Below are 14,426 nucleotides of genomic sequence, written 5' to 3'. Positions count from 1 at the left end.
TTGGACACCAACTCGATCGAAGCGAGCGAGGCTCGCGGCACGCAGGACTTCTTTTCCTCTCCTCTGGGCGTCATGGCCACTGGCAACTGACAACGACGAGACGGAGTCAAGACCCCCGGTCCTCACCGCTTCAGCGGCACGATTGGCGAGCGGCGCACTTTAGGCCTCGGCCGTGGGGGACCGGGATTAAGGCCCGTTTGAAGGAGCACGCGAGAGGTAGGATTTCGGCATGCCCGCTGGAGAAGTAACGGAACGACGCAGAACCGGGACGAGACGGGCCGAAATCAAAGATGCCGCAATCACGCTCTTTGCTCAGCAAGGCTACACCGGCACGGGAATGGAGCAGATCGCCGCTGCGGTCGGCCTCGTTCCCGCGAGCCTGTATAACCACTGGCCTTCGAAACAGACGATTCTTGCCGACATCATCGTCAATTACGAGCTCGAGACACTCGAGGTTTACGACAAGGCCGTCAGAAATCACGAGACAGCGAGCGAAGCGCTGTACGCGGCAGCAACCGCGCGACTGGGCTATCTGCTCAGGCATGGTCGGCAAGCAGCGATCACAGACAGGGAGAAACTCTCTCTCGATTCGGACAGCCTGGCGAAGGTAGAGCAGCTTCAGAACGCTCACTTCACGCAGTTGCGGTCTCTCGTCGAGGACGGACAGCGGCGCGGAGAGTTCGAAGTCACCGCAGATCCTCTTCTCGCAACGGTCGCCTTGTTGGAGTTAGGGACTCGGCTGGCGACTTCGTTCCTTCATCGGCGGGAGTGGGTCGAACTCTCCGATTCGGGCACGGCCCTTCAGATGTTCGATGGTACGGCCCTTGCAAGCCTCGACCATGCGTCTGCCGAGTACGGCGCGATGGCCCTTCGAATGATCTCGCGACACCCCTGATGCTTCCCGGTCCGTGTGTATCAGTGGTCAGGGGAAGCTGATCCCGGAGAGGAACTGCTGGAAGACGTCTTCCATGCGGAAGTTGTCTCTCTCGTAGAGCCACTGGATCTGCAGGCCGTGGAGTATCGCGATGACCGCGAAGGCCAGGGCTTCCGGACTCATTCGCGTTTTGAGATGCCCTCGTTCGGCCATCTCTTCGAATCTGGATTCGAGGGTCGGCGCCCTATCTAATGAGGGCTCGACCAAGGTCCTGGCCCGGCGGCTCTTGGTTTGGTTCAGCTGAAGGCGTTCGCCGCCTCCTTGGCAAGCCGGTCCTGTCCGGCGTCGCTGGGGTGAAGGTGATCCCCGCTGTCGTACTCAGCGGCGAGTGCTGTGTGATCGGTCGGAGAACGAAGTGCGCCATCGAAATCGAGCACGATGTCGGCTCGCGCGCTTGAACGGATCCACTCGTTGACCTCTTGGCGGATCGTGTCTCGTTGGGTGTTATAGCCCGCGGCGGACAAGAAGGGTGTAATCGTGGCGAGAACCGGGGAGATCCGGGCTTCTCGGCATCGCTTCACCAGCGTCTCGAAGGCACCGATGAGGTCGCTCGCCGAGGGAACGGCTTCACCGGGCGCGTTCGGAGTGCCGGGGTGGCCGAGGTCGTTGGTGCCGAGCGCGATGAGCGCGTGGGTGACCCCTGACGTGCCGAGCACATCGTCATCGAAGCGCGCCAGTCCGGAACGGCCGAAGAACCCACCGGCCGAACCTGCACCATCCTGACGGAGACGATTCCCCGGAATACCCCGGTTCACAAGCGCAACACCCCGGCCTGCGAGGAGGACGGAGGCCCGGTTCGGCCAGCCCGCCGCGGTGATCGAGTCGCCCAGACAAACCACCACGCTGCGGGCTTCGGCACCCGCTACCTCAACAGCCCGAAGCAGAGGCGTCGGCAATGCGTATTCCACTCCGTCGGGGCTTGTCGCTGTCGGCGCGGGCAATGTCACGAGGTCCGTGCGCCCGGCATGGTTGCCCACCTCGGAGATGCTCCATGTGCACCCCCCGATGTTCCCGGTCGAGAGCGAAGTCTCCTCGGGCAGGAAGAGATCGCGCCCCGCGATCGCCGTGACCTCGACCGGGTCGCTCGCCAAGTCGACGCCTGGAGGGATCTCGACCGTCGGTCGTCCATCGAAGGTCGCCTGCGCACTCGCATCCTCCGTCACGACGGCGGCCTGGCCGATGAGCACCGGTTCCGTGCCGAAGCGATTGGACAGCACGAAACGCACCGGAGTGGCGTCGAGCGCGAGCTGAACCTCCAGCCGCAAGGTGACGTCACGCACTGTAGGTGCCGCGCCCCGGATATCGGTCACGGCTTGCGTCCAGCTCGCCTTCCAGTCGGCGGCATTGGGCTTCATGAGGTTCGACCTACTTTCCGTGCTCAAAGGGGGACTCGCTCCGTGGACGAGAGGTCAAATGCCATGATTCGCTCGGTCAGTTCATTCGGATCGAAGTTGACGACAGATCGGGACGCTCCGCGGGCGCCCACGCATCAAAGCGAAGGCCGTCGCCGAATCGATAGGTGGGCTCGGCGGTGTCGAACGGCACGTCAGGACGACTCGCCTCAACCGCCGCCATCGACGAGGGGATGTCGAACGGGAGCTTGCCCTTCGGCTGCGAGGCACCGAAGAGGATGGCAGCGAATGCTTCTGCGGATGCACCGAAGTTGACCGTGAGCGCGGAAGCAACATCGGCGACGGGGGCAAGGATGGCAGGCCGGTCGAGATACACGTCCACGATCGTCGGTACCCTCCTGGCGATGTCGCGCAGGTGCTCGAGCTCTGCGTCGTGGAATTCGAGCGAGCCGGCGTGGAAGAAGGACTCCAGCTCCCCCGGCTTGCCGCGTTGCTCCCACGGCGCAACGGTTCGGATGATGGCGACATCCGCTTCGTCCGGCGACGGCACGATGTGCGCCCATCCGGTGAATGTTTGGGGGTCCACGCCCTCGACGTACAACTTCGGCTGCCCCGAGAGGGGCAGATGCGCCACGCCCTCCGCATTCTTGAGGACGACGTGCGCGGCCATCTGCGCAGCCAGTCCCGCCTCGAGAGCGTCGGCCGCTCCAACGAGCGCGTCCGCAGCGTCGACGTCCACGAACCTAGCGTCGTCGAAGAGCCCGAGCTCGAACTTCTCGCGCAGCAGCCGCCGCACGGAAACGTCCAGTCGCGCTTCTGCCACGGCGCCGGAATTCACGAGTTTCACCAGGATCGACGGTTCGGAGTCACCACCGAACTGGTCCACGCCTGCATCCAAGGCCTTGACCATGCGCTCCTCGACCGAGAGATGCTCCACCCCCCAGAAGGTTCGCGACAGGATTCCCCAATCGGTGCAGACGATGCCGTCGAAACCGAGCTTCTCCCGCAACAGACCCGTGACGATGCCCTTGTTGAAGCTGAAACCGACTTCTTCATACTCAGTGCCCACCGGCATGCCGTAGTACGGCATGACCTGCGTCGCGCCCGCGGCGAACACGTCAAGGAAGGGCTGAAGGTGGAGGTCGAACTGACCGCCGGGGTACACCTGTTCCCGCCCGTATTCGAAGTGGGGGTCTTCGCCGTCGAGCTGTGGGCCGCCGCCCGGGAAGTGCTTGACCATCGACGACACAGACTTGGTCGAACCACCGTCTCCGCGCAGGCCCCGAACGTACGCTGCTCCCAGTCGACCGGCGACATTGGCGCTCTCTCCGAATGTTCCACTTGCCCGCGCCCATCGGGGGTCGGTGGCGAGGTCAATCTGCGGGTGGAGAGCGAGTCGAATCCCGGTTGCCAGATATTCCCGTCGGACCGTGTCAGCGAACCTCTCCGTGAGTTCTGGGTCATCCAACGCTCCAAAGCCGAGAGGTTCCGGCCACTGTGAGAATGGGCCGGCGATGAGCGCGGCCGCGGGGTTATCAGAGAACGAATGACGCGGATCGGAGGACACCGTGAAAGGAATACCCAACGGCGTCTTCAATGCCTCCCGCTGGATGAGATTGTGCCACTGCGCGATCTCGCGCGCCGTCGATCCCTGCAGGATGTTGACGTGATTGATCCGGCTGTCAAGAATCGCCCTCAACGATGGGGAATTGAACATTCCTTGCTCTTCCAGATCCATCGTCATCGGAGCCAGCGGCTGAAACATGAGCCCGGCCTTGTCCTGAAGCGTCATGCGGGACAAGAGATCCTCGACCCGACGATCGGTCGGGACGGAGGAATCCTGGTAAGGGTATTGAGCAGCCTGTGAAGTGGACATTGCATTCCTCGAATGTCTGTCGGGGTCGTCTCGAGCACGAGAAGACGCCTGGATTCGTATGGGTGGAGGGAATGGTCAGCGCGGACGTTAGTCAGCGCTCGATCGGCGGAAGAAGCGGCCGAATCGCATCGGCCCAAGCACGGTAGGCTGCGCCGTTGAGGTGAAGCCCGTCGAGGGTGAAGTCGGCGCGCAAGGAGTCACCGCTCGCGAGCGTCGGCCAAAGATCCACGTACACGGCGCCGTCCGTGTCTTCAGCAATCCGCCGATAGTCGGTGTTCAGATCGTCGATGCGGTCGCGGAATTTCGCTTGGCGCGGCATGATGCCATGCAGCAAGATCCGTGCTTCGGGCGCTTGTTCGCGGATCGTCGCCAGGGTCGCCCGGAGATCGGCGAGAATCTCGGCATTCTTTCGCCCCCAAGTAATGTCGTTGGTCCCGATGAGCAGCGACACCGCAGCGAGAGCGTTGTTAAGCGTGACTCCGACCCGCTTGCGAACACCCGCGGAGGTGTCGCCGTCGATCCCCCGGTTGACGACCGAGTGCGTGGGAAACCACTCATGCCATGCGCCGCCGGCAGTAATGCTGTCGCCCAAGAAGACGACGGCTCCGGGCGGGGGTGTGAGTTCTTCGAACTGAGACACCTTCATCTGATGGGCAGGCTCCAGGAACTTCTTGTAAATGAGTCTCTGCAGAAATGACATGAGGGTATTTCCATTCCGGTGTTAGCGGTGTAGGTCGGTGCCTGCCACATTGGCTCTAACGTGGCGTGCGTAAGCCAATGGACACGTTTCGCAGAGGACGAAGGGGCATCAGCTCGTGAGCGCTTCGGTAAGGGAGGCGCCGTTCGTGTGAGCGATGTCACCGAGCCAGGTGAGGCTCGGCTTGGGCTTTCGCTCGAAGGTTTCCCGGTCGACCGCGATGAGGCCGAACGTCGGGTGCCAGTGGCCCCACTCGTAGTTGTCGAGCAGGCTCCAATGCAGATAGCCGCGCACATCCGCTCCGTCGTCGATGGCGGCCATCATCCCGCGAAGGGCTTCGGTGGTGTACGCGATGCGGCGGTCGTCATCGCCGGTGGGGATGCCGTTCTCGGTGACGAGAATTGGGAGTTTGGTGACTTCCCAGGTGTGGCGCACCGCCATCTCGAGGGCGTCCGGTCGGTATGCCGCGCCGGTCTGTGTGTTGTCAGGGTGCTCGGGGTGCGGGACGATGCCGTTCTGGTCGACCTGCTGGCTGGAGTAAGACTGGACGCCGACCCAGTCGTCGCCGCGTGACCCCTGGAGGTAAAGGTCCTCCTGTGCGTAGCGCACCTCGACGAGCTTGTCCTCGTTCCCGGGAGTGGGTGTCAGCGCCGGGTTGGCGATCGTCCAGCCGACCTTTGCATCGGTGTGTTCACGAACGATGTCCCGGACTGCGTGGTGCAGTTCGACCATCCTGTGGCCGATCCGAGGCTCCGGCACAGGCAAGTTCGCGGCGATCCGCTCGCGCTGCGCCTCGCCGTCCACGGTCGGGCTCTGCCACTCTGCGAGGTGCCCGGACTGGTATGCCTCCTGGATCATGATTGTCATCGCTTGCATGTTGGGCTCGTTCATTGTGGCCACCCAGTTGACCCCGCCGAGGATTTGCGTGGCGGTGGTTACGAAGGATTGGAAGCGGTCGATCGCTCGGTCGCTGAGCCAGCCTCCCTCTGCGGCGAACCAGGCGGGCGTCGTGAAGTGCTGGAGCGTGATTACCGGCTCCAGGCCGAGCTCGAGGGCCGTGTCGATCATGCGTCGGTAATGTGCGAGCTCGGCCCGTGAAATCTGTCCGGGACGCGGCTCGATCCGCGCCCACTCGATGCCGAAGCGGTACGCGTTGAAGCCCGCGTGCGCCAGTAGCTCCATGTCTTCGCGATAACGGTGGTAGCTGTCGACGGCGTCGCCGCTGGGCTCCATGCCGGGCATCATCGCTTCACGCGCCCACCAGTCGCTGTTGATGTTGTTGCCCTCGATCTGGTGTGGAGCGGTCGAGGCTCCCCAGAGGAAGCTGGCGGGAAGGTGGTTCATGTCAAATCCTTGTTCTTTGAGATGGGTGAGAGCTAGTTAGTGGGGAAGGGCGTCGCGATCGTCAGCGGAATACCCCGGAACCCCCGGCCACATAGATCGACTGGGCGGTGAGATACGTCGAGTCATCGCCGAGCAGGAACGATACGAGGGCGCCGACATCCTTCTCGGTGTCACCGACGCGCTTGAGCGGCACAGCGTCGACGACCGCTCGGAACCCGACGGGATCGGCCTGCTCCCAGGTTTCCACGCCCTCGGTCTTGGCAAAGGGCAGCACGACGTTCACGCGGATGTTGTCGGGACCCCATTCCAGTGCGGCGACTCGGGTGAGACCTCGGATCGCTTCCTTGGCAGCACCGTAGGCGGCGAAGCCTGGCTCGCCTGCGGAGCCTGCTCCGGACCCGAAATTCACGATCGAGCCGCCACCGGCGGCGACGAGGTGCGGGTAGGCGGCCTTCATGAGGAGGAAGGTTGCACGAGGGCCAGTGTCGGAAGCCAGGTCGAAGTCGTCAGCAGACTGGGAGGCGAATGGCGAGGGGGGCTTGATCGCCATGGCGTTGTTGACGAGACCGTCCACGCGACCGAAGTGTTCAAGCGCGGCATCGACGATCTTGTCCGCCGCATCGGGGTCTCGCAGGTCGGCAGCGATGCTGCGCACCTCCGCCCCCTGCGTTGTCAGCTCATCTCGGGCGTCGGCGACGGCCTCGGCGAGGATGTCGGTGAGCAGTAGCCGGGCACCGTTGCGCGCCAGGGAACGGGCGATTCCGCGGCCGACGCCACGGCCGCTTCCCGTGACGATGACGGCCTTGCCGGCGAGGGATTCAGAGTGTGTGTACGACATCGGTTCCTTTCGAAGCTGTTCTGGGGGGTGTTCAGCGGGCGGCCGATCGCGTGGACTCCTTCACCGGCTGCTCGGCGATCCACTTCAGGTCCGGCGTGCGCCCGAGCTCGAGAGCTTTGAAGAAGAGTCGTTCCTCCCGGGGCTGGCTCTGTTCGAAGATGTCCAGTAGGGCGCCTGACGGATCGGTGGCGCCCATGATCTGGTCCCAGTTCGTCATGACGTCCTCGCTGGTCAGGTCTGGGTTGAAGTATCCGCGGGTGCCGGCGAGGAACACGCGAGCGATTCGTCCGCCGCCGGCGGTGAATGCTTCGCCACTGGTTGGCGCGTTCTCGTGGAGCAGGGGCGCGATCGCGATCGCGACCTTGTCGGGCTGAAGCGTGCTTCTCATGAAGGTGATGAGTTCTGTCTTCTCGCCTCCGCCACTGGCGCCAACGGTCTCGGTGAACGCCCACGGCATGAGCGTGTTGGCGATGATTCCGTGCTCTTCGCCGGCGGCTGCGACCTGTCGAGCGGCGGCGAAGACGGCGAGCTTCGAGACCGCGTAGTCGAGCTCGTAACCGGTCGGGCCGTACCAGAATCCCGTTCCGACGGCAGACGATGTGAACAGGATGCGCCCGTACTTCTGATTGACCATGTGTGGCCACGCGGCTCGGTTGAGCTGCAGGGATCCGCGAACGTTGATGTCGAAATAGAGGTCCAACCCCGCTGCTGGGGCGTTGGGGACGAGTTCGGAACCATCCATGACATGACCGGCGGGCACGCCTGCGTTGTGGATCAGGATGTCGATCCGCCCGAACTCTGCAATCGTCGTCTCGACGAGGGACGCTGCAGCGTCATCATCGCCGATCCTGGCCCCCACGGCCATGGCGGTGCCACCCGCTGCACGTATGTCGTCGCGTACTGCCTCCGCTCGGGCCAGATTGGATGGAAGTTCATTGACGACTACGGTCGCACCACGGTCCGCGAGGTAGCGTGCATGGGCCGCGCCGATTCCGATCCCGGCCCCGGTCACGATGGCGACACGTCCGTCGAAGCGCAGTTGTTCAGTCATTGATCCTTCTCCTTTGTAGGTTCCGCAGCTTCCGATCGTCGGTCAGGGAAGTGGGGGGAAGCCTTCGGCGTGCAGCACCCAACCGGGAGGCATGGTGTGCGCCGAGGAAGATGCGAGGTGGGCCGCCGCGAGGAGGACGCCGCCGTTGCCGGGCAGGTACAGCGGGAGGATCCCGCCGATCTGCGGGTTGTGACCGACCGGCGAGTATCGGTTCTTCGTCTCGTCACGGAGGAGGGCGTCGATGGCCGCGTCGGTCCGCCCGAGGCGCATGGCGGTCATCGCGATCATGGGAAAGTCCCAACCCCATGCGGAGGGCCATTCCCAGTTCGCGAGGACGTCATCCAAGGTGGCTGACATGATCGAGGCGTCGATCAGGGGGTTCGGGGGCACGACACCGAACGCGGCGAGCATCGACGGGTGGTCGTCTCGTCGTACTTCGTCCTCTGATGCCACGGCGGCATAACGTCCCTCGACGACGCGCGGGGTGGCCAGTGCCTCCTGGACCTCTTGCCAATCGCGGCGAGCGGGGCGTCCAGTCCGGTTCCACCATCGGCGCGCGATCTCGAGGCCCCACCACCAGTAGCTGAGCTCGAACGTGGGGTCGGCGGTTGAGCGGGCGTCGTAGAACTCCTGCGCGGGCATGACGGGCGGGCCGAGGTGGAACCGCCCGTCGCGTCGGTCGGCGAACGACGTCATGAAGTCCGCGGTCGCTTCGACGATCTCGGCGTACTCGTCGAGCACTTCCGTACGTCGGCTCTCGCTTGAGGCGTGCCACACCAGCTCGAGGAGGTGAAGGATATGGGGTTGCTGCCAGATGAGGAGGGACCCGATCGGGCTGGGGCTCTCCCGCCCATCCGGGCCGACGTGCTTTGGCCACCTCGCGCCCGCATAACCTTGGGACTTCGCGGTGGCGCGGGCGGCGTCCAGGATCCCCCGGTACCAGGGAAGGCTGCGTTCAAGGAGCTCAGGTCGGCCCCACGCGGCGAAATGTGCGGCGTGCCAGAAGTGCATTTCAAGGTGGCTCTTGCCCTGCCACGAGTTGGTTACGAGCCCGGTCTCTTGCGGAGGCATCGCGCCGGCCGAATGCACGCGAGTGAGGTACTGCGACAGCACGATCCGGCGTTCGAGCTCGACGGCTCGCGGGTCGGTGCTCTCGGAGAAGTCGATGGCTGCCCCCGACACCCAGAACGCCTCCCACGACCGCACGGCCCTCTCTGCGACGGCGTCCAGGTCGGATACGCGTGCGTCGTTGGATTCGGATGAGAAGGTCACGACCACATCGACGGTTTCCGCGTCGGCCGTGAGGAGGAACACGTGCGGGTCCACTTCATGAGCGACGGCCCCGTTCGTTGACCTCACGGTGACCGTGTACCGGGTGTCGTCTGCGATTCGCGCGATCTCCGCGTGCCCAGGTCGGTTCTCCGTGAGCATCGACTGATGCCGGTCGGTCGCGGCCCAATCGTCGGTCTGGAAGAACCCGTCATGGGGATAGGGGAACGCGAACCGCACGGCGGCCCGCCGATCGACGAGAAGGGGGCTGGTGATGCGGAACGCCACCGTAGCGTCGTCAGGCGACGCGACGGTGATGACTTCCACTGGCTCGCCGAGGTAGGAAAAGGCGCTCCGGATCGTGCCGGTCCACAGATCAAGATGCTGATTGACATCCGTGATCTGACCTGGATCGGTGATCCCCGGCTCATGTGCGCTCGGGCGCAGGACGAGCCCGATTCGGCCGAGGTCGACGCGTTGCGGGTTGACATGCAGCCAGGCCCCCGCGCGATGCTTGTCGTCGACGCGTCCGGCCATCGCTGCTTCCATGTCGTACTTGTCCGGGTAGGCGACCGGTCCACGAGGTGAGTCGTAGGTCGTCATCGCATCCTCGAGGCGGAAGCCTTCGGGATTGGGCATGCTGTGCCAGCCCCACGTCGACATCGTGGCGGTGTTCACGGCCACCTCGCCTCTGGTCATCGCCGCGAGCGGATCGTGATGATCCGTGAAGGTCTGCATGCCGGTGATGTCGGCGGTGAAGGCGAAGTCGCCGTTGCCGACAGAGAGCACCTGCTGAGGGTTCGGCGCGATGAGCCGCACGTCGTGGCGGGCGACGACCGCTCGTCGGTCGATCGTCATCGCGATGCTTGGTCCAGGACGGCGGTTGAGGCGGTGCTCAGGTACGCGCGCCGACCCTCGAGGTCGACCGCGCCGCCGACGATCCTGAAGCTCGAGTGGTGGGAGAGCTGGGATGAGCTCGATCCGATGCTTACCTCAACCGTTCCCGGTTCGACGGCGAAGCGCCCGTCGATCCCGGTGAAGCCCAGCTGGGAGACCTGCACGGTGCACGACAGGGTCACCGCATCATCCGGTTGGAGGGTGGTTCGAGCGAAGCCGACGAGTTGCAGCGCGGGGCGTGTCAGCCCGACGGCTTTCTGCGACACGTAGAACTGAGCGATCTCGGAGCCCGCGCGTTCTCCCACGTTGCGGATGTCCACCGAGATCGTGACGGCGCCTCCATCGGCGGGGACCGCTTCATTGTCCAAGGTCAGGTTGGAGTACTCGAAGGAGGTGTAGCTCAAACCGTGCCCAAACGGATAGAGCGGGCTGTTCTCCAGATCGATGTAGCTGCGGAACATGTCACCCTCGCTGCGACGGTAGCCGCTGCCGCGCTTCTGGCTGTAGTACAGCGGCACCTGCCCCGTTGCGCGAGGGATCGTGTACGGAAGCTTGCCGCTCGGATTGATGTCGCCGAAGAGCACCGATGCAATCGCCTGGCCACCCTGCGGGCCCGGGTAGTACGCAACGATCGATGCGGCGAGGAGCTCATCGACCTCCGCTATGGCGTGTGGGCGCCCTTGATAGAACACTCCCACCAGCGGCGTACCGGTGGCGGCCACCGCGCGAACAAGATCGACCTGATGTGTTGGCAACTCGAGTTTGGCGGCGTCGGTACCCTCACCCTCAGTGATCCGAGTGCCGAACCAGCCTCCACGACCACCGAGTGCGAGCACTACGACGTCCGCTGCAGCGGCTGACTCAACGGCCGCCGCTACATCCTGCGGGTCGTCGGGGTGGATGTTGACGCCGGTCACGGTCGTGACGTAGCTCTCCGGCGAGGCGGCGAGGATGGCCTCTCCGAGATCCATCGCCCCGTCGGCGAGGCGAACGAGCGCTTCGGTATCGATGGCCATGATCTGGGCGTATCGCTCAGCCATTGCCGCGGCTTTCTCAGGGCTGACCTCGGCATCGTTGGACATGGTGCTCACGCCCGCCATTCGGGATTCACCGGTCACGATCCCCTTCGTCATGTCCAAGCTTGACGGGTAAGTGTATGCGGCGAAGTTCACCATCGCGGAGTCGGCGTTGGGGCCGATCACGGCGATCCTCATGCCCCGCGAAAGGGGCAAGGTACCGTCGTTCTTGAGCAGGGTGATCGACTCCTCCGCCAAGGACCGCGAGAGCGCATGTCCCTCCCCCGCGATACGGCCGAGCTCGATCGGGTCTTCGCTCACGTACGCGTTCTCGAACAGGCCCAGCTTGAACTTGTCCATCAGCACACGCCGGACCGCGTCATCAAGCACGTCCTCGTCGAGATGCCCTGATTGGACCGCGTCGACCAGGTGGTGACCGTACCCGACGACTTGCGGGAGCTCCACGTCCAACCCGGCCGTGATGGCGAGCACCCCCGCATCCGCAGGGCTCTCGGCGGCGTATTGGCGCGTCGCGAGCCACTCCACTGTGCTGTAGTCGGACACGACACTGCCGTCGAAGCCCATCCTGCCTCGGAGCAGATCGGTGAGGAGCGATCGGCTGGCTCCGGCGGGAACGCCGTCGATCTCGGAGTACGAGTTCATGATGCTTCCTAGCCCGGCGAGCTTGATGGCGGCCTCGAACGGGGTCGCGTACACGTCGTAGAGCTCTCGCTCGCCGAGCTGGGTTGCGGCCATGTTCTGGCCGGCTTCCGTCATGGAGTAGCCGAGGAAATGTTTGCCGGTGGCCAAGACCCCCGTGCGGAGGTCATCGCCTTGGAGCCCTCGGACAAACGCGACACTCATCGCCGTCGTGAGATACACGTCCTCCCCGTAGGTCTCGTGGACGCGCCCCCACCGTGCGTCCCGTGCGATGTCCATGACGGGAGACAGTGCCTGGAATGAGCCGACCGAGCGCATCTGCCGACTGATCACCCGTGCCATGCCCTCGACCGCATCCGGGTTCCAGGTCGCAGCCAGCCCGATGGCGGTCGGGAAGGAGGTATACCCGGGCGCGAGGAACCCGTTCAGCGCTTCAGCGTGGAACATCGCTGGAATTCCAAGCCGAGTCTTCTCGAGAAGATACCGCTGAACGACGTTGGTGATTTTCGCGATGTTCTGTGGCGACGAAGCGCCCATCATCGCGAGATTCGACACGTGGCCGATGCCGTCTTTCATGAGCCCGTCGAGAACCCGGCTGTCGGGTCCATCCGGCCCCAGGAGTGCCCCGGGCATGACGGCTGACACCTGTTGGGCTTTCTCGAGCAATGTCATCCGAGAGAGAAGTTCGTTCGCCCGGTCAAGAGATGAAGGGGACGGGGTAGTCATTTAGAGCTCATTTCATTGACGACCGTCAGCGGTCCGCGACGGCAGCAGTGGCGGTTCCAGCGCGTTGCAACGCTTGGCGATACCTTCTAGTGGTGCTGGGCAGGGTTCTTCACGAGATCGCTCTGACACTGGTGGTGGAGAGCAGCGCTCGCCGACCGACGCTGATCGGGATGATCGCCAAGGCTCCGAGCACGGCGGCGCCTGCCCCGACGAAGTAGACCCAGGTGTAGTCACCACCAGCCAAGGACAGCACGAGGGCTGCGAGGAACGGGCCGACAGCCTGCGGGATCGCGTTCGCGAGACCGAAGATCGACAGGTACCGGCCGTTCTCGTTCTCTTGGCTAGGCAACGTATCCAGAGCCAGAGCCTGATCGACCGATCCATAGATTCCAATCCCGAGAGAGGACAAGAGGCTCCCGACAATGAACACTGCGACGTCGGCCGAGGTTCCAACGATGACGGCGCTTGCCGCGAGTAGAACCGCGCTGATGATCAGGAACGGCTTACGCGAATGCAGCTTGTCTGACAGGATGCCGCCGCCGATCGCTCCGACAATCCCCAACACGATGCCACCCAGGCTGATGATGCTGATCAGTGGTGCAGCCGAAGGCGCATCGAGTTCGAACCGCGACATGAGCAGGTACAGGGCGTATAGGGCAGTGAATGCAAGGTAGACGAAGATGAACGCTTTGCTTAGGATCACCCAAGCGAAGTTCGAATGCTTGCGCGGGTTGAAATAGAAGCCCCGGGTGAGGCTCGCAAGACGGAAAGCGGGAAGCTCACCCTCGAACTTCGTGTCTTTCATCGCGACTGTGAACCAGAGGCTGCCCAGCAGCGCGATTCCTGCAGGAATGAGGAACATCAGCAGGAGGTGTGAAGTGAAGACCCCTGCCAGGACGATGCCCAGGATCGGGCCAACCTGAGTGATCGCGCCGCTGACACCCATCACCTTGCCGCGCTGACTTTCCGGCAGCCGGTCCCCGAGATAGGTGAGAATCGCCTGGTTACTCATGGAATAGCCGGCAAGCGCGACGGTCCAGCCGGCGATAAGTACCAAGGGCGACGCCGAGAGGCCGATGATCACAGAACCGACAGTTCCCACAATCAGACCGCCGAAGAACCAGGGGCGGCGGCGGCCGAGGCGCGACCGTGTGCGATCGCTGAGCACGCCTGTGATCGGATTGGTAAACAGCACCACCGTTCCGGCGGTGCCGATCGCCACCGCCAGGAGAGTGTCCTTATTTTCCGGGTCCATCACGCCGATCTTGATGGCGAGCGAGAACGCCATCGGGACCACAAGAGCCATGAAGACAGTGAGCTGAGCCAGAAAAAGTGCCAGCAGCTCTCGGGCGCGCATCTTCGGAGGATCCGTTTCGAAGCCCCTCACGGCCTCGCTCACTTCTTCGGAGCCGAGGGCGATATTGGCCTGTAGCGACAACGGGGGGCCGGTCTGCCCGGATGCTTCCGCGATCTCGGGGTAATGGCGATTGGACAACGGAACTCCTTCGTTCAGAAGTTGAGCTGAGTGGTTCACCGGCCCCCTTCGTGGGCCAGTCGGAGAGGCTTCTGCTCGGAAGCTCTCAAGACGTAAGTGAGAACACTTCTACTGCTAATTCGACCGAGCCGGGCCGCGAGATGAATCCATCGGATAGATGTGTTCATCATCGAGCACAACTCGAATCATGTTTCGACTTTCCAGAGACGATATCACAAACTCGAATCGCAGTACGAGTTTGGTATCGTTATGGGAGAACCTTGAACCGAAG

General features: G+C 63.7%; 11 protein-coding genes. 1 reads left to right on the top strand and 10 read right to left on the bottom strand.

Annotation, left to right across the window (positions count from 1 at the left end; translation table 11 throughout):
- Positions 1-229 precede the first annotated feature (229 nt).
- On the top strand, positions 230-895 hold the full coding sequence (locus ESP51_RS15010) for a TetR/AcrR family transcriptional regulator (RefSeq protein ID WP_129521705.1): 666 nt from the start codon (positions 230-232) through the stop codon (positions 893-895).
- A gap of 27 nt (positions 896-922) precedes the next feature.
- Here the strand turns inward: ESP51_RS15010 and ESP51_RS21195 are convergent, their stop codons facing one another.
- From ESP51_RS21195 to ESP51_RS14965, 10 genes are all read right to left on the bottom strand, one after another.
- Positions 923-1,057, bottom strand: a complete 135-nt coding sequence (locus tag ESP51_RS21195) for a hypothetical protein (RefSeq protein ID WP_277871085.1) — start codon at positions 1,055-1,057, stop codon at positions 923-925.
- Positions 1,058-1,170: 113 nt separating this feature from the next.
- Positions 1,171-2,289, bottom strand: a complete 1,119-nt coding sequence (locus ESP51_RS15005) for a GDSL-type esterase/lipase family protein (protein ID WP_129521704.1) — start codon at positions 2,287-2,289, stop codon at positions 1,171-1,173.
- 76 nt (positions 2,290-2,365) lie between these two features.
- Complete coding sequence (locus tag ESP51_RS15000) at positions 2,366-4,162, bottom strand: glycoside hydrolase family 3 protein (RefSeq protein ID WP_129521703.1); 1,797 nt, start codon at positions 4,160-4,162, stop codon at positions 2,366-2,368.
- Positions 4,163-4,253: 91 nt separating this feature from the next.
- Positions 4,254-4,862, bottom strand: a complete 609-nt coding sequence (locus ESP51_RS14995; RefSeq protein ID WP_129521702.1) for a GDSL-type esterase/lipase family protein — start codon at positions 4,860-4,862, stop codon at positions 4,254-4,256.
- A gap of 108 nt (positions 4,863-4,970) precedes the next feature.
- Positions 4,971-6,203, bottom strand: a complete 1,233-nt coding sequence (locus ESP51_RS14990; RefSeq protein ID WP_129521701.1) for a glycoside hydrolase family 1 protein — start codon at positions 6,201-6,203, stop codon at positions 4,971-4,973.
- 61 nt (positions 6,204-6,264) lie between these two features.
- Complete coding sequence (locus ESP51_RS14985) at positions 6,265-7,041, bottom strand: SDR family NAD(P)-dependent oxidoreductase (RefSeq protein WP_129521700.1); 777 nt, start codon at positions 7,039-7,041, stop codon at positions 6,265-6,267.
- A gap of 31 nt (positions 7,042-7,072) precedes the next feature.
- Positions 7,073-8,092: an SDR family NAD(P)-dependent oxidoreductase gene (locus ESP51_RS14980; protein ID WP_129521699.1), complete on the bottom strand. Its 1,020-nt coding sequence runs from the start codon at positions 8,090-8,092 to the stop codon at positions 7,073-7,075.
- A gap of 42 nt (positions 8,093-8,134) precedes the next feature.
- Positions 8,135-10,219: a hypothetical protein gene (locus tag ESP51_RS14975; RefSeq protein WP_129521698.1), complete on the bottom strand. Its 2,085-nt coding sequence runs from the start codon at positions 10,217-10,219 to the stop codon at positions 8,135-8,137.
- Entirely contained in the window at positions 10,216-12,660 is a 2,445-nt protein-coding gene (locus ESP51_RS14970; RefSeq protein WP_129521697.1) for a glycoside hydrolase family 3 N-terminal domain-containing protein, read from the bottom strand. The genes ESP51_RS14975 and ESP51_RS14970 overlap by 4 nt, the downstream gene beginning before the upstream one ends.
- Positions 12,661-12,769: 109 nt before the next feature.
- Positions 12,770-14,155 (bottom strand): MFS transporter, encoded by a 1,386-nt coding sequence (locus ESP51_RS14965; protein WP_129521696.1) that lies wholly within the window; start codon positions 14,153-14,155, stop codon positions 12,770-12,772.
- Positions 14,156-14,426 lie beyond the last annotated feature (271 nt).

Source organism: Agromyces albus (genome assembly GCF_004134825.1).
Lineage (GTDB): Bacteria > Actinomycetota > Actinomycetes > Actinomycetales > Microbacteriaceae > Agromyces > Agromyces albus.
The sequence above is the reverse complement of the archived record's forward strand: the minus strand, read 5'-3'. Positions and strand labels throughout refer to the sequence as shown.